Origin of the sequence: Saccharothrix xinjiangensis (assembly GCF_039527585.1) — a bacterium.
Lineage (GTDB): Bacteria > Actinomycetota > Actinomycetes > Mycobacteriales > Pseudonocardiaceae > Actinosynnema > Actinosynnema xinjiangensis.
Map to the genome: position 1 here is coordinate 231447 of NZ_BAAAKE010000003.1, position 20284 is coordinate 251730.

Annotated in this window: 16 protein-coding genes; 9 read left to right on the forward strand and 7 right to left on the reverse strand. The window is 71.2% G+C overall.

Annotated features, from left to right (window positions below; genetic code table 11):
* The first annotated feature begins 105 nt into the window (after positions 1-105).
* The 4 genes from ABD223_RS09210 (at position 106) to ABD223_RS09225 (ending at position 7757) form a co-directional block, all read left to right on the forward strand.
* On the forward strand, positions 106-1632 hold the full coding sequence (locus ABD223_RS09210) for a sugar ABC transporter ATP-binding protein (RefSeq protein ID WP_344035878.1): 1527 nt from the start codon (positions 106-108) through the stop codon (positions 1630-1632).
* A complete protein-coding gene (locus tag ABD223_RS09215) occupies positions 1629-2594 on the forward strand; it encodes an ABC transporter permease (protein WP_344035580.1) in 966 nt (321 codons plus the stop codon). Before ABD223_RS09210 ends, ABD223_RS09215 begins: the two co-directional genes overlap by 4 nt.
* Positions 2591-3604 carry a galactofuranose ABC transporter, permease protein YjfF gene (gene yjfF / locus ABD223_RS09220; protein WP_344035581.1) on the forward strand — a complete coding sequence of 338 codons (1014 nt, stop codon included), beginning with the start codon at positions 2591-2593 and terminating at the stop codon, positions 3602-3604. The genes ABD223_RS09215 and yjfF overlap by 4 nt, the downstream gene beginning before the upstream one ends.
* 214 nt (positions 3605-3818) lie before the next feature.
* On the forward strand, positions 3819-7757 hold the full coding sequence (locus ABD223_RS09225; protein WP_344035582.1) for a discoidin domain-containing protein: 3939 nt from the start codon (positions 3819-3821) through the stop codon (positions 7755-7757).
* Between the two features lie 55 nt (positions 7758-7812).
* On the opposite strand, the gene ABD223_RS09230 is transcribed toward ABD223_RS09225, so the two are convergent.
* Complete coding sequence (locus tag ABD223_RS09230) at positions 7813-8361, reverse strand: DUF6630 family protein (RefSeq protein ID WP_344035583.1); 549 nt, start codon at positions 8359-8361, stop codon at positions 7813-7815.
* Between the two features lie 168 nt (positions 8362-8529).
* Between ABD223_RS09230 and ABD223_RS09235 the strand changes: the two genes are divergently transcribed.
* The 4 genes from ABD223_RS09235 (at position 8530) to ABD223_RS09250 (ending at position 11824) form a co-directional block, all read left to right on the forward strand.
* A complete protein-coding gene (locus ABD223_RS09235) occupies positions 8530-10008 on the forward strand; it encodes a ricin-type beta-trefoil lectin domain protein (RefSeq protein WP_344035584.1) in 1479 nt (492 codons plus the stop codon).
* 206 nt (positions 10009-10214) lie between these two features.
* On the forward strand, positions 10215-10940 hold the full coding sequence (locus ABD223_RS09240; protein ID WP_344035585.1) for a PP2C family protein-serine/threonine phosphatase: 726 nt from the start codon (positions 10215-10217) through the stop codon (positions 10938-10940).
* A 144-nt stretch (positions 10941-11084) separates the two neighbouring features.
* A complete protein-coding gene (locus tag ABD223_RS09245) occupies positions 11085-11225 on the forward strand; it encodes a hypothetical protein (protein WP_344035586.1) in 141 nt (46 codons plus the stop codon).
* Positions 11222-11824, forward strand: coding sequence for a GyrI-like domain-containing protein (locus ABD223_RS09250; RefSeq protein ID WP_344035587.1), 603 nt, complete (start codon positions 11222-11224; stop codon positions 11822-11824). The genes ABD223_RS09245 and ABD223_RS09250 overlap by 4 nt, the downstream gene beginning before the upstream one ends.
* 64 nt (positions 11825-11888) lie before the next feature.
* Here the strand turns inward: ABD223_RS09250 and ABD223_RS09255 are convergent, their stop codons facing one another.
* From ABD223_RS09255 to ABD223_RS09280, 6 genes are all read right to left on the reverse strand, one after another.
* Complete coding sequence (locus tag ABD223_RS09255; protein WP_344035589.1) at positions 11889-12836, reverse strand: pectate lyase family protein; 948 nt, start codon at positions 12834-12836, stop codon at positions 11889-11891.
* Between the two features lie 138 nt (positions 12837-12974).
* A complete protein-coding gene (locus ABD223_RS09260; protein WP_344035590.1) occupies positions 12975-14126 on the reverse strand; it encodes an enolase C-terminal domain-like protein in 1152 nt (383 codons plus the stop codon).
* On the reverse strand, positions 14123-15406 hold the full coding sequence (locus tag ABD223_RS09265) for an ABC transporter substrate-binding protein (protein WP_344035591.1): 1284 nt from the start codon (positions 15404-15406) through the stop codon (positions 14123-14125). Before ABD223_RS09265 ends, ABD223_RS09260 begins: the two co-directional genes overlap by 4 nt.
* Before the next feature lie 7 nt (positions 15407-15413).
* A complete protein-coding gene (locus tag ABD223_RS09270; RefSeq protein WP_344035592.1) occupies positions 15414-16322 on the reverse strand; it encodes a carbohydrate ABC transporter permease in 909 nt (302 codons plus the stop codon).
* The gene (locus ABD223_RS09275; protein WP_344035593.1) at positions 16319-17194 is read right to left on the reverse strand and encodes a carbohydrate ABC transporter permease; all 876 of its coding nucleotides are present in this window, start codon (positions 17192-17194) and stop codon (positions 16319-16321) included. Before ABD223_RS09275 ends, ABD223_RS09270 begins: the two co-directional genes overlap by 4 nt.
* The gene (locus tag ABD223_RS09280; protein ID WP_344035594.1) at positions 17191-19353 is read right to left on the reverse strand and encodes a pectinesterase family protein; all 2163 of its coding nucleotides are present in this window, start codon (positions 19351-19353) and stop codon (positions 17191-17193) included. The genes ABD223_RS09275 and ABD223_RS09280 overlap by 4 nt, the downstream gene beginning before the upstream one ends.
* A gap of 376 nt (positions 19354-19729) precedes the next feature.
* Here ABD223_RS09280 and ABD223_RS09285 point away from each other — a divergent pair, with 376 nt between their 5' ends.
* On the forward strand, positions 19730-20272 hold the full coding sequence (locus ABD223_RS09285; protein WP_344035595.1) for a nuclear transport factor 2 family protein: 543 nt from the start codon (positions 19730-19732) through the stop codon (positions 20270-20272).
* Positions 20273-20284: the final 12 nt, after the last annotated feature.

Sequence of the window (20284 nt, forward strand, 5' to 3'; positions counted from 1 at the left end):
TGCTCCCGGTAGGCGCGGTCGGCCTCCCGCCGTCCCGGAGCGTGGCGCGGAGGCGACAGCCAGCTGCGCGAGGGGAGTTGTCCGGTGACCGAGCCGGTCGTCGACATGCGGGGCATCTCAGTGGAGTTCCCCGGTGTGAAGGCCCTCCAGGAGGTGGATTTCCGGCTGTTCCCCGGTGAGGTCCACGCCTTGATGGGCGAGAACGGAGCGGGCAAGTCCACGCTCATCAAAGCCCTGACCGGCGTGCACCGCCTCGCGGCCGGCGAGGTCCGGTACGCGGGTGAGGCGGTCTCGTTCGGCGGGCCCGCGCAGGCCCAGGCGGCCGGGATCAGCACGGTGTACCAGGAGGTCAACCTGTGCGCGAACCTGACCGTGGCGGAGAACATCCTGCTCGGTCGTGAGCCGCGGAAGTTCGGCCGCATCGACGGCAAGGCCATGCGCGGGCGCTCCGCGGAGCTGCTGGCGCGCATCGGGTTGGACATCGACCCGGCGTCGGTGCTGGAGAGCCACCCGATCGCGGTGCAGCAGCTGGTGGCCATCGCGCGCGCGGTGGCCGTCGACGCGCGGGTGCTGGTGCTGGACGAGCCGACCTCCAGCCTGGACGCCGACGAGGTCGCGGAGCTGTTCCGGATCATCCGGGTGCTGCGCGACGAGGGCGTCGCGGTGCTGTTCGTGACGCACTTCCTGGAGCAGGTCTACGAGATCTCCGACCGGATGACCGTGCTGCGCAACGGCCGCCTGGTCGGCGAGCACATGACCGCCTCCCTGAGCAGGCTCGACCTGGTGTCGGCGATGCTGGGCCGCGAGGTCGGCCTGCTGGAGGAGATCGAGCACCGCTCGGGCTCGCCGGGCGAGCCGCTGCTGGTGGCCGAGGGCCTGGGGCGCAAGGGCAGCGTCGAGCCGTTCGACCTGACCATCCGCACGGGCGAGGTGGTGGGCCTGGCCGGGCTGCTCGGCTCGGGCCGCACCGAGGTGGCGCGGCTGCTGTACGGCGCGGACAAGGCCGACTCGGGCCGCGTGCTGGTGGACGGCGAGCCGCTGCGGCTGACCGGGCCGCGGGCGGCGATCGCGGCGGGCATCGCGTTCTCCTCGGAGGACCGCAAGGCCGAGGGCGTCGTGGCCGACCTGAGCGTGCGCGACAACCTGATCCTGGCGATGCAGGCCGCCCGCGGTTGGGCCCGGCCCGTGCCGCGCAAGCTGGCCGACGAGCTGGTGGCCAAGTACATCGAGGTGCTGGACATCCGGCCGGCGGACCCGGAGAAGATGGTCGGCAACCTGTCCGGCGGCAACCAGCAGAAGGTGCTGCTGGCGCGGTGGCTGGTGACCAAGCCCCGGCTGCTGATCCTGGACGAGCCCACGCGCGGCATCGACGTGGGCGCGAAGGCGCAGATCCAGAAGCTGGTGGCCGAGCTGGCCGCCGAGGGGATGGCGGTGCTGTTCATCTCCGCGGAGTTGGAGGAGGTGGTCCGCATCTCCGACCGGGTGGTGGTGATGCGCGACCGGAAGATGGTGGCCGAGCTGGGCGGCGACGCCGGCGTGGACGACGTGATGGAGCTGATCGCCGGTCACGTCGACGAGCCCGCCGCGCCCGGGGCCCTCGTGACGCCGGTCGACAAGGCGGTGGCCTCGTGAAGAACCGACTGCTGTGGCCGGTCCTGGCCCTGGTCGCCCTGCTGCTGCTGAACGTGGTGTTCACGCCCTCGTTCTTCTCGCTGCGGGTCCAGGACGGCGCGCTGTTCGGCAGCCTGGTGGACATCCTGCGCAACGGCGCGCCGACGCTGCTGATCGCGCTGGGCATGACGCTGGTCATCGCCACCCGCGGCATCGACCTGTCGGTGGGCGCGGTGGCGGCGATCGCGGGCGCGGTGACGTGCACGCACATCGCCGCCGGCGGCAACGCGTGGGTCGCGATGGGCCTGGCGCTGGCGCTGTGCGCGGTGCTGGGGCTGTGGAACGGGTTCCTGGTCTCGGTGCTCGGCATCCAGCCGATCATCGCCACCCTGGTGCTGATGACCGCCGGGCGCGGCGTGGCGATGCTGATCACCGAGGGCCAGATCATCACCGTGGACTCCCCCGTCTACCGGCAGGTGGGCGCGGGCTTCCTGGTGCTGCCGATCGCGATCCTGATCAGCCTCGCGGTGCTGGGCCTGGTCGCGCTGGCGACCAGGCGCACGGCGCTGGGGATGCTGATCGAGTCGGTCGGGGTGAACCCGGAGGCGTCGAGGCTGGCGGGCGTGCGGTCGCGCACGATCATCTGGACGGTGTACGTGTTCGCGGCGCTGTGCGCGGGCATCGCCGGGTTGATGATCAGCTCGAACGTGAGCGCGGCGGACGCCAACAACGCCGGCCTGTGGATCGAGATGGACGCGATCCTGGCGGTGGTCATCGGCGGCACGTCGCTGGCGGGCGGCCGGTACTCGCTGACCGGCACGCTGCTCGGCGCGCTGATCATCCAGACGCTGACCACGACGGTCTACACGGCCGGCATCGCGCCGGAGATCACGCTGGTGTTCAAGGCGGTCGTGGTGATCGCGGTGTGCCTGGTGCAGGCGCCGATCAGGATCCGGGTGAGGCGAGGGGTGGCCCTGCGATGACGGCGACGACGACGACCGGTAAGAGGTCGACCCCGGAGGCGGCCCCGGGCGGCGGGCTGCGACGGGTGCCGTCGCGGTTCCTGCCGGTGATCGCGACGTTCGTGGTGTTCGTGGCGACGTTCGGCGTCGGCTCGGTGCGGTACGAGGGGTTCGCGTCGGGCCAGGTGGTGGCGAACCTGTTCATCGACAACGCGTTCCTGATCGTGCTCGCGGTCGGCATGACGTTCGTGATCCTGACCGGCGGCATCGACCTGTCGGTCGGCTCGGTGGTGGCGCTGTCGACGATGATCGCGGCGGCGGGCCTGCGCGCCGGGTGGCCGCCGCTGCTGGTGGTGGTCGCGGTGCTGGCGGTCGGCTCCGGCCTGGGGCTGGCGATGGGCTGGGTGATCCACCGGTTCGGCGTGCAGCCGTTCATCGTGACCCTGGCGGGCATGTTCCTGGCCCGCGGCCTGTGCTTCGTGATCAGCGTCGAGTCCGTCTCGATCAAGGACCCGGCGTTCCGCTCGCTGGCCACCGGCACCATCGAGCTGCCCGGTGGCGTGACCATCACCTACGGCGTGGTGATCGCGCTGGTGGCGGTGCTGGCCGCGGTGTACGTGCTGCACCTGACCCGGTTCGGCCGGACGGTGTACGCGGTGGGCGGCAACGAGTCGTCCGCTCGGCTGATGGGCCTGGCCACCACGCGGGTCAAGATCGGCGTGTACGTGATCAGCGGTTTCTGCTCGGCCCTGGCCGGTCTGCTGTTCAGCCTCTACATGCTCTCCGGCTACAGCCTGCACGCCGTCGGCATGGAGCTGGACGCCATCGCCGCCGTGGTGGTGGGCGGCAGCCTGCTGTCGGGCGGGGTCGGGTTCGTCATCGGCTCGGTGGTCGGCGTGCTGGTGCTGGGCACCATCCAGACGCTGATCTCGTTCGAGGGCACGCTGTCCTCGTGGTGGACCAAGATCGTGATCGGCGGCCTGCTGCTGGCGTTCATCGCCTTGCAGCGCGTCATCGTGCGGCGGACCTAGCGCCGGCACGCCACCAGGCAGTCCCCCGAAGGCCGCCCGCCACGCGCGGGCGGCCTTCGCCGTGGTGCGGATGTGTTGACTTTCACACAGCCGGTCTGTAACTCTTCGAGCGCACTACGCAAAAAATCGACAAGTAGGCGGAACTTATCGACAACAGCGAGTTCTGCCGACTTGCGGCCACCCCTGCACCGCCCGACGAGAAGGGCCGGCACCGATGTCACCGACGACACGTGCTCGTTCACGCCTAGCCGCAGCACTGCTCGCACTGTCCCTGACCGCGTTGACCCTGGTCTCCCCCGCCGCCCAGGGCGCGCCCGCCGCCGCCCTGGTGGACGACGGCGACCGGAACACCTACTGGCAGACCGACTCCCTCCCCCGGTCGGTCGGCCTCGACCTCGGCGCGCCCACCCGGATCGACCAGGTCCGGCTGTCGGTGCCCGAGCACTGGGGCGAGCGGCGGCAGACCTTCAGCATCCGGACCAGCCTCGACGGCGAGGGGCTCTCCACGCTCGTGCCGTCCGGCACCCACGCGTTCAACCGGGCCAACGGCAACCAGGTGACGTTCGACGTCGACCCGACCCTGGTCCGCTTCGTGCAGGTCGAGGTGACCGGCAACAGCACCGGCGACCGCGCGCAGCTGGCCGAGGTCGACGTCCGCCGCGTGGTCGACGCGCAGGCCCTGCTGCCCGCCACCTACACCGCGAGCAGCCACAGCGACGTCTACCAGGCGGCCAACGCCGGCGACGGCAACCAGGCCACCTACTGGGAGAGCGCGAACAACGCGTTCCCGCAGTGGCTGCGGGCCGACCTCGGCGCGGCCCTCAAGGTCGACCGCGTGGTGCTGAAGCTGCCCACGGTGAACTGGGGCGCGCGCACGCAGACGCTGGCCGTGCAGCACAGCGCGAACGGCACCTCGTTCAGCGACCTCGTGCCCTCGGCCCAGTACGCCTTCAACCCCGCCTCGAACAACGCGGTGACCATCCAGTTCACCGCGACCACCACTCGGTACGTGCGGCTGCTGATCACCGGCAACACCGGCTGGCCCGCCGCGCAGCTCTCCGAGTTCGAGGTGCACGGCACCTCCGGCGGCGACACCCAGGCGCCCAGCGCGCCCGCGAACCTCGCGTACACCACGCCGCAGTCCGGCCAGATCAGGCTCACCTGGTCCGCGTCGAGCGACAACACCGGCGTCACCGGCTACGACGTCTACGCCAACGGCCAGCTGCGGACCAGCGTCGCCGGCACCGTGCTCGCGTACACCGACACCCAGCCGGACGGCCTCGCGGTCACCTACCACGTCGTCGCCAAGGACGCGGCGGGCAACCAGTCGCCGCCCAGCAACAGCGTGACCCGGCCCGGTTCGGGCGGCAGCGGCCAGAACCTGGCCAAGGGCAAGCCGATCACGGCCAGCTCCCACGCGTTCACCTTCGTCGCCGCCAACGCCAACGACGACGACGTGAACACCTACTGGGAGGGCGCGACCTACCCGAACACCCTCACCGCGCAGCTCGGCGCCAACGCCGACCTCAGCTCGGTGGTGGTCAAGCTGAACCCGTCGTCCGCGTGGGGCCCGCGCACCCAGAACATCCAGGTGCTGGGCCGCGAGCAGGGCGCGACCGGCTTCACCACCCTCGCCGCCGCCCGCGACCACGCCTTCAACCCGGCCTCGGGCAACACCGCGACGATCCCGCTGTCCGGGCGGGTCGCGGACGTGCAGCTGCGCATCACCGCCAACAGCGGCGCGCCCGGCGGCCAGGTCGCCGAGTTCCAGGTGTTCGGCACGGCCGCGCCCAACCCGGACCTGACCGTCACCGGCACCTCGTTCACCCCGACCAGCCCGGTGGAGACCGACGCGGTCACGCTGTCCGCCACCGTGCGCAACGCGGGCACGGCGGCGTCCGGGGCCACCGACGTGACGTTCTTCCTCGGCAGCCAGTCCGTCGGCACCGCCCAGGTGGGCGCCCTGGCGGCGGGCGCGTCCGCGACCGTCACCACCAACATCGGCGCGCGCACCTCGGGCTCCTACGAGTACACCGCGAAGGTCGACGAGACGAAGAAGGTCGTCGAGCAGGACGAGGCCAACAACGCCCGCGTGCACCCGTCCGCGCTGGTCGTCACCCCGGTGCCCAGCTCGGACCTCGTCGGCACGATCACCTGGTCGCCCGGCAACCCCTCCAACGGCCAGAACGTCACCTTCAACGCGGTGATCCGCAACGAGGGCAGCACCGCCTCGGCCGGTGGCGCGCACGGCGTCACGCTCACCCTGCTCAACGCCTCCGGCGGCACGGTGCGCACGCTGACCGGCAGCTTCACCGGCGTGATCCAGCCCGGCCAGTCGAGCCCGCAGGTCAGCCTGGGCACGTGGACCGCCGCCAACGGCAACTACACCGTGCGCGCCCAGGTCGCGGTCGACGCCAACGAGATCCCGTCCCGGCGGGGCAACAACCTGTCGAACCAGCCGCTGTTCGTCGGCCGCGGCGCGAACGTGCCGTGGCAGCACGTCGAGGCCGAGGACGGCGTGACCGCGGGCGGCGCGCAGAAGATCGGCCCCAACCGCACCATCGGCGACCTCGCCGGCGAGGCGTCCGGCCGCCGCGCGGTCACGCTGAACAGCACCGGCGCGTCCGTCGAGTTCACCACCGGCGTGGCCACCAACACCCTGGTCACCCGCTTCTCCATCCCCGACGCGCCGGGCGGCGGCGGCATCGACTCCACGCTCAACGTCTACGTCAACGGCACGTTCCACAAGGCGATCCAGCTGACCTCGCGGCACATCTGGCTCTACGGCAACGAGGCCAACCCGGGCAACTCGCCGAGCGCGGGCGGGCCCCGGCACATCTACGACGAGGCCAACGTGGTGCTCGACGGCACGTTCCCGGCGGGCACGCGGATCAAGCTCCAGAAGGACGCCGCGAACACCACCAACTACGCCGTCGACTTCGTCAACTTCGAGCACGCCGTGGCGCAGGGCAACCCCGACCCGGCGCGCTACATCACGCCCGCCGGGTTCGGCCACCAGGACGTGCAGAACGCCCTGGACCGGTTCCGCATGGACACCAGCGGCACGCTGCTGGGCGTCTACCTGCCGGCGGGCGCCTACACCACCGCGCAGAAGTTCCAGGTGTACGGCAAGCCGGTGCGGCTGATCGGCGCGGGCCCGTGGTTCACCAGGTTCGTCGTGCCGACCGCGCAGGAGAACACCGACGCGGGCTTCCGCGCCGAGGCCTCGGTCAACGGCTCGACGTTCAGCGGCTTCTCGTTCTTCGGCAACTACGTGTCGCGCATCGACGGTCCCGGCAAGGTGTTCGACTTCAGCAACGTCGCCAACATCACCATCGACAACATCTGGGCCGAGCACACGGTGTGCCTCTACTGGGGCGCGAACACCGACTTCATGACCATCAAGAACTCCCGCATCCGCAACACGTTCGCCGACGGCGTCAACATGACCAACGGCAGCACGGACAACCTCGTGCAGAACATCGAGGCGCGCTCGACCGGCGACGACAGCTTCGCGCTGTTCTCCGCGATCGACGCGGGCGGCGCGGACGAGAAGAACAACGTCTACGAGAACCTGACGTCCCTGACGCCGTGGCGGGCGGCGGGCCTGGCGGTGTACGGCGGCTACCTCAACACCTTCCGCAACATCTACGTGGCCGACACGCTCACCTACTCCGGCGTCACGATCAGCTCGCTGGACTTCGGCTACCCGATGAACGGCTTCGGGCCCGAGCCGACCACGTTCAGCGGGCTCACCCTGGTCCGCACCGGCGGCCACTTCTGGGGCGCGCAGACGTTCCCGGGCATCTGGATGTTCTCGGCGTCCAAGCCGTTCCGGGGCATCCGGGTCACCGACGTGGACATCGTCGACCCGACCTACAGCGGCATCATGTTCCAGACCAACTACGTGGGCGGGCAGCCGCAGAACCCGGTCCAGGACACCGTGCTGACCAACGTCTCGATCTCCGGGGCGCGGCTCAGCGGTGACGCGTTCCAGGCCAAGTCGGGCATCGGCATCTGGGTCAACGAGATGCCGGAGGCGGGCCAGGGACCGGCGGTGGGCTCGGCGACGTTCCACAACCTGCGGTTGAGCAACAACAACGAGGACGTCCGCAACCGCACGACCACCTTCACCCTCAACATCAACCCGTAAGCGCGACGACCCCGCGTCCCCCGGTGGCCACGGCCGCCGGGGGACGCGGTCGTCCTCACCCGTGCAGGCCCAGCTCGGCGGTCAGCCGCTCCCACTCGGGCACCTGCTCGGGGCGCAGCACGAAGCCGTAGTACGCGTCGGCGTCCCGCTCCCACCGGACGTAGCGGAGGTCGTGCCGCCGCACCCAGCCCGAGAAGTCCTCCAGCACGTCCGGCACGCAGGGCGGCGCGTCCCGCGTCCACGCGTACGGCTCGGTGACGCCGTGGGCCTCGGCGAGCGCGGCGGCCTGCGCCACGGCTTCCTGCCCGTCCTTCCAGTCGACGGCGAAGGCGAGCCACCAGTCCGGCTCCCCGGGGTGCTGCAACGCCGCGATCAGCGCCTCCCAGCGCGCGACGTGCGAATCGCCCTCGCCCTCCTCCTCGACCTGGAACGCGAACGCGGCCAGGAAGGCCTCCCAGCGCGAGGACCGCCACGGTTCGGGCAGCGGGTCGGCGAGCAGCTCGACCAGGGGCCGGTAGGCCTCCACCGGCGGCGGTGGCGGCGGTTCGGGTGCGAGCGCGGGCGGTGCGGGCGGCCGGCGCCGGAACCAGGAGCGGAGGTCCACCCGCGCATCATCCCCGAAGGGCGCGAGCCGTCCCGGTCCAACCAGGCATTTCCCGGACAACCGTCTTGGAGAGCGCTCTCACCGAACCTGTTGACGGGGTTTGGACCAACTGCGAAGCTTCCTCACGAGAGCGCTCTCACACCTCTCCTCCCTGCATTAGGAGCTGTCGTGAGATTGATCGCGCAGTGCTGCGCGGCGGTGGTGGCCGCCGCGTTCGTCGTCGTGCCCGCCGCCCAGGCCGCACCCTCCCAGGCCGCGCCGGCGGCCGATCCCCTGCACGTCGCACTGGCGCGCGACCTGGGCTGGGACCCGGCGCGGGCGGCCGTCGAGCAGGCCGCCGAGTCCGCCTCCGTGCCGGTCGAGCGGGCGCTGAGGGCGCGCCTCGGCGACCGGTTCGGCGGCGCCTGGTACGACGGCGGGCTCAAGGTCGGCGTGGTCGACCGGGCCGACGCCGCCGCCGTGCGGGCCGCCGGCGCGTCCCCCGTGCCCGTGGCCAGGACCGAGAAGTCGCTCGTGGACGCCAAGGCCGCGCTGGACCGCGCGCCCGTCGGCTCGGACGTCCACTCCTGGCACGTCGACCCGGGCACCAACTCCGTGGTCGTGACCGCCCGGACCGCGTCGGCCGCGCGGGCCTTCGCCGCGCGGGCGGGCGTGGCGGCGCGGACCGTCGTGTCGGAGCAGGCGCCCGAGCCCCTGCACGACATCCGGGGCGGCGACCAGTACGTCATCAACGGCAACACGCTCTGCTCGGTCGGCTTCTCGGTGAACAACGGCGGCTTCGTCACGGCCGGCCACTGCGGTGGCGCGGGCAGCCCCACGCTCGGCCACAACAACGTCGCCCAGGGCACGTTCGCCGGCTCCTCGTTCCCGGAGAACGACTACGCCTGGGTGCGGACCAACGCCAACTGGACCCCGACGCCCTATGTGAACAACTACTCGGGCGGCAGCGTCGCGGTGGCGGGCTCGCAGGAGGCGGGCATCGGCGCGTCGGTGTGCCGCTCGGGCCGCACCACGGGCTGGCGCTGCGGCACGGTCCAGGCCAAGAACGTCACCGTCAACTACTCCGGCCGCCTGGTCCACGGCCTGACCTCGACCACCGCGTGCGCCGAGGGCGGCGACTCCGGCGGCGCGTGGCTGGCCGGCAACCAGGCGCAGGGCGTCACCTCGGGCGGCTCGGGCAACTGCTCGACCGGCGGCACCACGCTGTTCCAGCCGCTCAACGAGATCCTCGGCGTCTACGGCCTCCAGCTGACCACCACGGGCGGCGGCGGTGGCGGCCGGATCATCGGCTACCAGGACAAGTGCGTCGACGTGCCCAACAGCAACGCGGTCGAGGGTCAGCGCCTCCAGGTGTGGGACTGCAACGGCACCGCCGCGCAGAACTGGACCTTCCCCGGCGACGGCACGGTGCGGGCGTTCGGCCTGTGCATGGACGTGGCGTGGGGTTCGCGCGACAACGGCGCCGTGATCCAGCTGGCCAGGTGCTCCGGCAACCCCGCGCAGCAGTTCGTGCTCAGCGGCGCGGGCGACCTGGTCAACCCGCAGGCCAACAAGTGCGTGGACGTCACCTCGTGGGGCGGCTCCGGCACGCCGCTCCAGCAGTGGGAGTGCACGGGCGGCGCGAACCAGAAGTGGCGTCGCGGCTGACCGCGTGACCCGGCGCGCCCCGGTCGGCGGTCGTCGACCGGGGCGCGCCCCGCCGGTACACCAACCCACGACGGCGTGAAGACGTCCGCACCGACGGGTGGCGTCCCCACCACCCCGTCCCCCGCGCCCCTACCTTCGGTCCCGACCGGCCGATCCGGCCGGGGGCCACCGCGAGCCACGTCGCGGTACGGGGAGGGCGCACCGCCATGACCGCAGCACCACCGCTCCGCCGCACGGTCGGCGCCGCCACCTCGCGGGGCCCGAAACGGCCGCGCAACGCCGACGCCCACGCCGTCCACGTCCACCACGGCGTGCTCGCCGCCGCGGTCGTCGACGGCACCGGCTCCGAGCCCGAGGTGGTCGAGTTCGCGGCGGTGGCGGCCGGCACCGCGGCCCGGGTCGCCGCGCGCCGCACGCCGGTGCTCGGCGTCGTCGCCGCCGCCGAGGCCTGGTCCGACCCGGACACCGACCTGGTCGACCCCACCGGCGCGATCGTGGTCGCCTCGGTCCGGCCCGGCGGGTGCTGGCGCATCGCCTGGTCCGGGGACAGCTCCGCCTACGGCCTCAAGGACGACGGCAGCGTGCGCCGCTTCACCGCGCCCCACACCCTCGGCGAGGAGATGCGCCGCGCCGGCGCGCCGGAGGCCGAGGCCGCCGCCCACGACCACCAGCTCCGGCGCAGCCTCGCCCGCGTCCCGGTCGACGGCGTCGAGGGCCTCCAGGCGATCGCCCGCGTGCTGGTCCTGGCCTCGGACGGGCTGAAGCTCCCGCACGACGACCTCGCCGCCCTGCTCGCCGAGCACGCGCACGACCCGCGGTCCTGCGCCGAGCTGCTCGTCGGGGCGGCGCGCGAGCGCGGCAGCCGTGACGACGTCACCGCACTGGTCCTCCCCTACCCCGAGGCCGACTTCGAGCCGGAGGAGAGGAGGTGACCATGTCCAGCGACGACCCGTGCAAGCCGGACGAGGACGAGCAGAACCCGCCGCCCGACGAGAGCCCGACGCAGAAGCTGCCTCGCGTCCCGGAGTAGCAGGAGCCCGGGGTCCACGTCCCCGTCCTGGCACTAGGATGGGGACGTGGACCTGTCACCGGCGGAGCCGACCGTCCTCGGCCTGCTCGTCGAGCGTCCCGGGCACGGCCACGACATCGAGCGGGTGGTCGAGGAGCGCGGCGTCCGGCAGCTCGACGAGTTCGGGCCCCGGAGGTGCGCGCCGTGACGCCGAAGGTCGACCTCAAGAAGGAGCTGGACTGCTACCGGGCCCGCCACGGCGTGTTCCGCGTCGTCGAGGTGCCACCGCTGCGGTACCTGGCGGTGGACGGCCGCGGCGACCCGAACACCGGGCCGGAGTACGCCGACGCGCTCGCCGCGCTCTACCCCGTCGCCTACAAGCTCAAGTTCGCGAGCAAGCGGGAACTCGACCGGGACTACGTCGTCATGCCGCTGGAGGGCCTGTGGTGGGCCGACGACATGGAGGCGTTCACGTCGCGGCGCGACAAGGGCCGGTGGAGCTGGACCCTGCTGATCCTGGTGCCGGACTGGATCCCCCCGGACCTGGTCGCCGCGGTGGCGGCGGAGGCCGGCGCGGCCGACCGGGTCGCCCTCCGGTCGCTCGACGAGGGCACCTGCGTCCAGACCCTGCACGTCGGCCCCTACGACGACGAGGGCGAGGTCCTCGACCGGATGCACCACCGGTTCATCCCCGAGCAGGGGCTGCGCCTGACCGGCAGGCACCACGAGATCTACCTCGGCGACCCCCGGAAGGTCGCGCCCGAGCGGCTGCGCACGATCCTCCGGCAACCCGTCGCCCCCGCCTGACCCCGGACGCGGGACGACCCCCGGCGGAACACCGCCGGGGGTCGCCGTTCACACCGCTAGGGGATCAGCCCGAGACCTTGCCGGTGCCCGCGCCGCCCTGGACGGTCGACTTCACGCTGCTCGCCGAGTCCAGCGAGTAGGAGTACGGGATCGACTTGACGCTGCCGCCCTGGTCGCCCGAGCCCGAGTTCACGAAGTGGTTGTTCCGCGCCACCAGGTTGGCGGGGTCGGAGCTGCCCTCGCCGCGGTGGAACGGGTCCTCGGTGTTCTCGAAGTAGTTGCCCTCGACGAGGACGCCCGCCTCCTCCGTCGAGGCGACACCGTAGGAGGTCACCCCGCCGTAGTAGTTGTTGAACACGTGCACGGGGTTGCCGAAGCGGACCCGCGGGTGGCGCTGGCCGGTGCCGTCGAACCAGTTGTGGTGGTAGGTGACGCGCAGCTTGCCGCGGTCCTCGCCACCGTTGTCGTCGCTGTGGCCCAGCAGCATGGACTTGTCGTGGCTGCTGATCTTGTTCCACGAGATGGTCACGCAGTCGGACGCGCGCTTGACGTCGATCGCGCCGTCGTAGCCGTTGGACAGGCTGTTGTGGTCGATCCACACGCGCGTCGAGTACTGCACGTTGATCGCGTCGTCCTTCCAGTTCCTGAAGTTCAGGTTCCGGATGATGACGTTGTTGGCCTCCGACACGTTGAGGCCGTGGCCGACGATGGCGGCGCCCGAGCCCACGCCGATGATCGTCTTGTTGGACGCGACCTTCGTCATGCTGGACAGCGTGATGGTGCCGGAGACCCGGATCACCTGCGCGCTGCTGGACTTGGCCGCGTTGATGAACGCGGTCGCGTCGCTGCCGACGTTCACCGTCGCACCACCGCTACCTCCGGTGGTGCCGCCGCACTGCGTGGCCCAACCCTGGAGGTTGAACGACGCGGCGTTGGCCGAGGGCGCCACCATGACGGCGGTGGCGACGAGGGCCGTGGCCGCGAGCAGCGCACGGGATGTCTTGCGGGACATGCGGTTTCCTCCATACGACTGTGGATGAAAAGGGAACCGGCGGCGGTCGTTCTGGCGGCGGTCGTTCTGGCGGCGGTGGTCTGGCGGCGGGTCCGGCGGCGGTGGGTCTCGCGGCGGTCGCGGGCGACTACACCGTGCTCACCACCTCTCGGTCGTGTGCCGGCGGATGTGCTCGACGTCGAACTCGTCGCCCAGTCCGGGAGAGGTCGACAGGGTGACGAAGCCCTCGTCGTCGAGCGGGTCGGCGATCGCGAGCCGGTGGGGCGGCACGCGGTCGAAGTCGTGCAGCGGGTGCAGCAGGCCGCGCTCGTACCAGCGGCCGTTGTCGGTGCCGCCCAGCACGGCCAGGCTGGCGGAGCCGTCGCCGTGGACCTCGCAGTCCATGTTGAACGCCTCGGCCAGGTGCAGGGCCTTGAGCGTCGGCGAGATGCCGCCCACGTCGGTGGGCCCGGCGCGGAGGATGTCGCACGCGCCGGAGGTCACCCACTCGGCGCGGCTGAGGTGCTTGCCCCACGCCACCTCGGGCCCGATGACCGGGATGGACAGCTGCTCGGACAGCCACCGGTAGGAGCTGATCGAGGCCTCCTCCATCGGCTCCTCGAACCAGTAGTAGTCCAACCGCTCCAGGGCGCGGCCCAGCTCCAGCGCCTCGGTGCGCGAGTACCAGTGGTTGGCGTCGAGCATGAGCGCCACGGTCGGGCCGACGGCCTCTCGCACGGCCTCGCACGCGGCGATGTCGGCCCGCACGTTCGGCGCGCCGGGCACCGGCGGCATCCACGTGTGCAGCTTGATCGCCCGGTACCCGCGCTCGACCAGCTGCTTGGCGAACTCGGCGTAGTCGCCGGGAGTGGACAGGCCGCCGGGGATCTCGTCGCCGCACATCGTGCTGGCGTAGGCGGGCACGCGGGAGCGGGCGCCGCCGATGAGCTTCCACACCGGCAGCTCGACCCGCTTGCCCACCAGGTCCCACAGCGCGGTGTCGACGTAGCCGAGGGCGCGGTCGGTGAACCGGCCGTGCGAGCCGCGCTGCTTGCGGGCCATCTTGCGCCACAGCAGCTCGCGGTCCCACGGGTCCGCGCCGATCAGCACCGGCTTGACGATCGACTCCAGCACGGCGGGCCGCAACTGGTCGGGGTGCGCCTGCACGCGGCCCACGACGCCGTCGGAGTCGGTGATCTCCAGCACGGCCTCGCGGACCTCGTGCTCGGCGCTCGGGTGCCGGTGCCCGTGCGGGTCCACCGCCGTCCACGCGGTGGTCGTGAACACCGACACCTCGACGCGCTCGATCAATTCCGTTCCTCCCACTCCTTCTGGGCCGCGGTCAGCTTCTCCGCCATGCCGTTGAGGAAGTCCTGCGCGGACGTCTCGCCCAGCAGCACCTTCTGGTACAGCGGCTCGCTGTCGGCCTTGGTGATCGACGAGTACTGCGGCAGGTACACCGGTGCGGGCACGAGGATCGTCGCCGGGTCCTCCAGGATGCCGAGCGCCATCTTCACGTGGGCGCTCTTGTCGATCCACGGCGCGCTGCGCACGTCGGTGTTCGCCGGGATCTGGCCGACCTTCTCGTTCCAGTAGCTGTTGGACTCCGAGGAGGTCAGGAACTCGGCGAACTTCCACGCCGCGTCCTGGTGCTCGCTGTTGTTGAACACCGCGAAGCCGTCGGTCGGGTTGGGCACGACGGTCCGCTTGCCGCTGGGGCCGACCGGCAGCGGGATCGCGGCGACCTTGTCGCCGAGCGCCTTGGTCACGTCGCTGTAGGAGCCCAGGTTGTGGTGCATCATGGCGACCGAGCCGCCGGTGAACTGGGCGATCATCTGGGTGAAGCTGTTGTTGATGTCGGCCTCGGGCGTGGCCTTCTTGTAGAGGTCGGCGACCTTGTCGACCAGCTCCGCGTTGGCGCTGTCGCCCAGCGTGCTCTGGCCGCCCTCGAAGAAGTTGTCCACGCCGGAGTACGCGTACGCCTCGGTGATCAGCTGGAACACCGAGCCGGCGCCGCCGCGGATGGTGTAGCCGTACTTGTTCGCGCCCGCGTCGGTGAGCTGCGTGGCGGCCGTGATGAACTCGTCCCAGGTCTTCGGCGGCTCCAGGCCGGCGTCCTTGAACCAGTCGGCGCGGTACCAGATGACGTCCATGTTGGCCGACGACGGGACGATGTAGAGCTTGCCGTCCGGCGCGGTCTGGCGGACGGTCTCCACCAGCGAGGGCAGCAGCTTGTCCTTCAGCGCGCCGCCGTTGATGCGGTCGTCGAGCGGGGCCAGCGCGTTCTGGCCGATCAGGTGCGCCAGGTACGAGGTGGTCACGCCACCGACGTCGGGCGTCTCACCGCCGGCGATGGCGGTGTCGTACTTCTGCTGCACCGACGCGCTGGGGATGCCGACGTACTCGACCTTGATGTCCGGGTTCGCCGACTCGAAGCGCGAGATCAGCTCCTTGTAGATCGGCTCGCGGGCGGGCCCCCCGTTGTTGTCCCAGAACGTGAGGGTGACCTTGCCGTCACCTCCCGAGTCCCCCGAACCGCAAGCGGTCAGCGCCAGCGCGGCGGCGGCCACGGCGACCAGCAGTTTTCTCATGATGCTCCTATCCCTTGACAGCCCCGGCGCTGAGCCCCTGCACCAGGAACCGCTGCACGACGGCGAAAACCAGGACCACCGGCACGGCCGCGACCACGCCACCGGCGGCGAGTGCCCCGAAGTCGGTGTTGAACTCACCCAGCGTGTAGCTGAGGCCGACCGGCAGGGTGAACTTGTCCTGCCTGGTCGCGAACATCAGCGCGAACAGGAAGTTGTTCCAGGCGCCGATGAACGCGAACGACCCGACCGCCACGAGGGCGGGCTTGAGCTGCGGCAGGACGACGGCGAAGAACGCGCGCAGGCGCGAGCAACCGTCCACCATCGCGGCTTCTTCGAGCTCCACGGAGATGTTGCGGATGAACCCCGCCATCAGGATCAGCGACAGCGGCAGCTGGAACGCCACCTCCGCGATGACCAGGCCGGTGATGCTGTTGAGCAGCCCGAGGCCCTTGAAGATCACGAACAGCGGGATCAGCATCATCGCGCCGGGGATGAACTGGCTGCACAGCATCGCCAGCAGGAAGACCTTCTGGCCGCGGAACTTGAACCGCGCCAGCGCGTACCCGCCCATCACCGACAGCAGGGTCACGAACACGAGCACGCCGAGGCCCATGACCACGCTGTTGTAGAAGAACACGCCGAACCCGATGTCGTTCCACACCGTGTCGAAGTGCTCGAACGAGATCGGCCACGGCACCAGCTGCGTCGAGCCGGTCGGCCGCACCGCGAACACCAGCATCCAGTAGAACGGGACGATGGTGAACAGCAGGTAGAGCGCCAGCGGCAGGTGGATGAGCCACCGCTTGCCCGGCTCCTCGGCCACGGGCCGCGGGCGCCGCTTGACCGGTGGCCTCCGGTGCGTGGTGTCGACGACCTCCCGCACCAGGGTGTCGGTCTTGCCCAGGGTCTCGGTCATGCACGGCTCCCGAACTTCGACACGCGCAGGTACAGGATCGAGAAGAACAGCAGGATGAGGAACCCGGCCACGGTGAGCGCCGAGCCGTACCCGAAGTTGTGCGAGTCGACGGCCTGCCGCGCCACGTACAGCGGCAGGGTGGTGGTCTGGTTGGCGGGCCCGCCGCCGGTCAGGGTGTAGATGAGGTCCACGTTGTTGAACTCCCACACCGCCCGCAGCAGGGTGGACAGGATGATCGCGTCCTTGAGGTGCGGCAGGGTGACGCTGGTGAAGCGCCGCCACCGGTTCGCGCCGTCCACCGACGCCGCCTCGTAGAGGTCCTTGGGGATGCTCTGGAGGTCGGCGAGCAGCAGGATCGCGAAGAACGGCACGCCGCGCCACAGCTCGGTCACCACGAGGGCGTCGAACACCGTGTCGGGGTTGCCGAGCACGGAGGTGCCCGGCGAGCCGATGCCCCACTCGGAGAGCACCTGGAAGATGCCGGTGGACGGGTTGAGCAGCAGGATCCAGATGCCCGTGGTGAGCACGCCCGAGACCGCCCACGGCGAGAACACCAGGGCCCGCGCGACGCCCCGGCCGACGAACGTCTCGTTCACGATCAGCGCGAGGACCAGGCCGAGCACGAGCTGGAGCCCGACCTCGACCAGCACCCACTTGGCGCTGAACGCGAGGCTCTGCCAGAACAGCGGGTCGTCGAACAGCATCTGCTTGAAGTTGTCCAGCCCGGCGAAGCCGTTCTTCCAGGGCTGGGTGACGTTGTAGCGCTGGAGGCTGTAGTAGACGACGCTGCCGATCGGGTAGACCAGGAACACCGCCATGAGCACCAGCGTCGGTGCGATGAGCGCGTAGGGCGCCCAGGTGCGGGTCCTCATGCGGGGATCCAGTCGCCGAGGTACGCGCGGACGGTGTGCTGCCGGGCCTGCTCGGCGGTGAGCTGCGGCCGGTCCGCGCCCGTGCCCGCGCCGGGACCGGAGTTGCGGTACTCGGCGAACCGGGCCTCGCGCCACGGGAAGCCGGACATGTCGGTCCACGGGGCGGCCTTCACCGCGGCGGGCAGCTCGGTGTCGCGGATGACGACGGAGCCGACGGCGTCCGGGTCGCCGCCGGGGTGCCACGGGCGGCCCAGGTAGTAGGAGCCGTCGGGCGCGTCGCTGGTGATGGTCGAGTTCACGATGAGGAAGCCGCGGGGGTTGTCGCGGCGGGTGCTGGCGGCGGTGACGTACCCGGCGGGCTCGCCGTCGCGGTGCAGCGCGTGGATCTTGACCTGGTCGAACACGGCGGTGGCGCGGCCGAAGACGAAGTCGACGTCGCCGACGATCTCGCCGCCCCGGTAGTACTGGCGGGCGCGGGTGCCCGCGGACCCGGTGTCGGCGTACAGGGTGTCCTGGTGGCCGAGGAAGCGGACCCGGTCGTAGTACTGCCGGTCGCCGGTGGCCTTGACCGCGACCGCCTGGGTGGCGGTGATGCCGGGGTGCGCGGCGCGGTCGAAGGAGTTGCTGAAGGTGAGGTCGCGGGCGGTGAAGCCGTCGGCCTCGATGGTGGCCGTGGCCGAGCCCGTGGTGCCGTGGGTGGTGCCGTCGGGCTTCGGGGTGCCGCTCGCGTTGTCGTAGTCGACGACCACGTCGCGGGCGGTGCCGGTGGAGCCCTTGAGGGTGAGGTCCCGCTTGGTGGCGGGGACCCTGATCACCTCGCGGTAGACGCCCTTGCCGATGGTGATGGTGGTGCCCGCCGGCGCGGCGTCGATCGCGGCCTGCACGGTGTCGAAGTCGGTGCCCTTGGCGACGTGGTAGCGCTCGCGCTGGAGCGCGCCGGCCTTGAGGTTCTTCACCCGGTGGGCGGGTTCCAGGCCGCGGTTCAGCACGGGCGTCCACCCGGCGACGCCGGACAGGGTCGCGGTCGGGTTGGCGGCGTTGAAGGCGTCGAGCACGTCGACCGGCCGGCCGTCGACGAGGGTGCCGGTCTCGGTGATGGCGGTGCCGCCCCAGTTGTAGATGAGGTCTTCGACGGAGCCGCCGTTGCCGAGCTTGACGTAGTTGTTCTCCACGTAGAGCGCGGACTGCACGCCCACGCCCCAGGCGTAGACGAACGTGGGTCCGGGCTCGTAGAGGTTGTTGTAGACGTGGACCTGGCCGAAGCGCACGCGCGGCAGGCGCTCCTCGACGTTGCGGAACACGTTGTGGTGCACGGAGACGCGCAGCTTGCCCGGGTCGGTGGTCGAGGTGTTGGACGAGCCGATGAGCATCGTCTTGCCGTGGTCCTCGAACAGGTTGTAAGACGCAGTGACCAGGTCGGTGCCGCTGGTCATGTCCAGCGAGCCGTCGTGCTGCTGGTACGGGCGGCCGAAGTAGGTCGGCGCGGCGCTGTCCGGGTGGGGCTGGTCGGTGAAGGTGTTGTGGTCGACCCACACGTTCGTGGCGCGCTGGAGGGACACCGCGTCGTAGGCGGAGTTCCAGTTGCCGTCCGCGCCGTCCGTCGGGTCCCACTGGGGGAAGCAGTCGCGGGTGTCGCGGAAGGTGAGGTTGCGGATGATCACGTTGCTCGCGTTGTGCACGCGCAGGCTCGCGCCCGTGATGCCCGCGCCGCGCCCGTCTCCGACGATCGTGGTGTCGCTCCCCACGGGGAGGCCGATCGCCGCCAGTTGCCGCTGCGCGGACGCGGCGCGGGCATCTTCCAGCGGGCCGCTGGGTTCGCTGTCGCGCCCCCAGACGGCCGGGTCGTATGCCGCCAAATAGGCGGGCAGCGTGTAACCGCCGGTCGCGTGGGAAGAGCAGTCCTGGCGGAGGTCGATGACGCCGCGGACCTTGATCAGGCGCGGTGCGGGCGCCGCCAGCGCGGCCCGCAATTCCGCGACCGTGCGCACCACGTGCTCGGTCGCCGCGGCCGACCCGCCGGTCGTGCCGGTGCCGCTCGACGCCCAGCCGTCACCGGGCTGCAAGACCTGTCTGCCCAGGTCATGACCTGCTTGCGCGGGTGCGGCGACCAGCGCGCCGAGGGCGCAGGCGAGCACGAGCGCAGAACTGATAATCCGCATGTCGAGGGGCCTTCCCCGGCGAGTTCGTTCATATCCGTGAACGCTATCCAGAAGTGCGAACAGAGTATTACGAAAGTGTTCGGCGCACGTCAACGACGTAACCTGGTTCGATGTTCGTTCGACGGCCCGTTTCGACGAATTGTCGAAATCGAATCGAATTCGACGGGGTGTGACGCCGCCGAGGCGTCGGGTCGAGGAGCCGGGGGCACGGGGAAGACGGCGATCGGGAGCGCTCCGCCGACGCCCCGCCGTCCGCCGGTACCACCCGCAGGCACCCGTGCGCCCGCTCGCGGGCGCGGCGGAACACCTCGTGCGAGCACCCCAATGGCCCCGTGCGCCCGGGTCGCGCCCGGCCCACACTGGGTCCGGGACGACCGTGCCGGGGAGGCCCACACGTGACACCACCGAGGTCACCGACGCCCGCGACCCGCGTGACGTCACCGGCCGCCCACCGACCGGACCGGCCGCGGTGGTAGGCGGGGCGACGGCGGCGGTGGAGCGGCTCGTCGCCCGGTGGGCCGCCGCCGACGCCGCGGGCGCGGGCCGGCTGTTCGCCGACCGGGTGCGGTGGTGGGCGGCGCCCGTGCCGGGCGCGCCGTGGCCGGACGTGGTGCGCTCGCCGCGCGAGGTCGAGGCGTTCTTCCTCGCCTTCCTCGGCGCGTTCGAGCTGACCCGCGTCACCACCGGTCGCCTGGTCGCCGCCGGCTCCGACGCCGTGCTGACCGGGCGGCTGCACGCGCGGGTGCACGTGAGCGGCGAATCGCGGTCCTTCCACTTCGCCCTCGCGGTGTCCGTCCGGGGCGGCCTGATCAGCGACTTCCGCTGGTACTCCGACACGTTGGAGGTGGCCCGCGCCCTGGGGACGGCCGGTGTTCCGCCGGTATCACCGAATTGGCCGCACGGATCGGTGCCAGGATGACGATCGCGACCG

What these genes read in the sequence shown, in the direction of transcription:
- ABD223_RS09210 (WP_344035878.1), top strand. Translation starts at nt 106, where the DNA reads ATGCGGGGCATCTCAGTGGAGTTCCCCGGTGTGAAGGCCCTCCAGGAG.
- yjfF (WP_344035581.1), top strand. Translation starts at nt 2,591, where the DNA reads ATGACGGCGACGACGACGACCGGTAAGAGGTCGACCCCGGAGGCGGCC.
- ABD223_RS09225 (WP_344035582.1), top strand. Translation starts at nt 3,819, where the DNA reads ATGTCACCGACGACACGTGCTCGTTCACGCCTAGCCGCAGCACTGCTC.
- ABD223_RS09240 (WP_344035585.1), top strand. Translation starts at nt 10,215, where the DNA reads ATGACCGCAGCACCACCGCTCCGCCGCACGGTCGGCGCCGCCACCTCG.
- ABD223_RS09255 (WP_344035589.1), bottom strand. Translation starts at nt 12,836, where the DNA reads ATGTCCCGCAAGACATCCCGTGCGCTGCTCGCGGCCACGGCCCTCGTC.
- ABD223_RS09265 (WP_344035591.1), bottom strand. Translation starts at nt 15,406, where the DNA reads ATGAGAAAACTGCTGGTCGCCGTGGCCGCCGCCGCGCTGGCGCTGACC.
- ABD223_RS09270 (WP_344035592.1), bottom strand. Translation starts at nt 16,322, where the DNA reads ATGACCGAGACCCTGGGCAAGACCGACACCCTGGTGCGGGAGGTCGTC.
- ABD223_RS09275 (WP_344035593.1), bottom strand. Translation starts at nt 17,194, where the DNA reads ATGAGGACCCGCACCTGGGCGCCCTACGCGCTCATCGCACCGACGCTG.
- ABD223_RS09280 (WP_344035594.1), bottom strand. Translation starts at nt 19,353, where the DNA reads ATGCGGATTATCAGTTCTGCGCTCGTGCTCGCCTGCGCCCTCGGCGCG.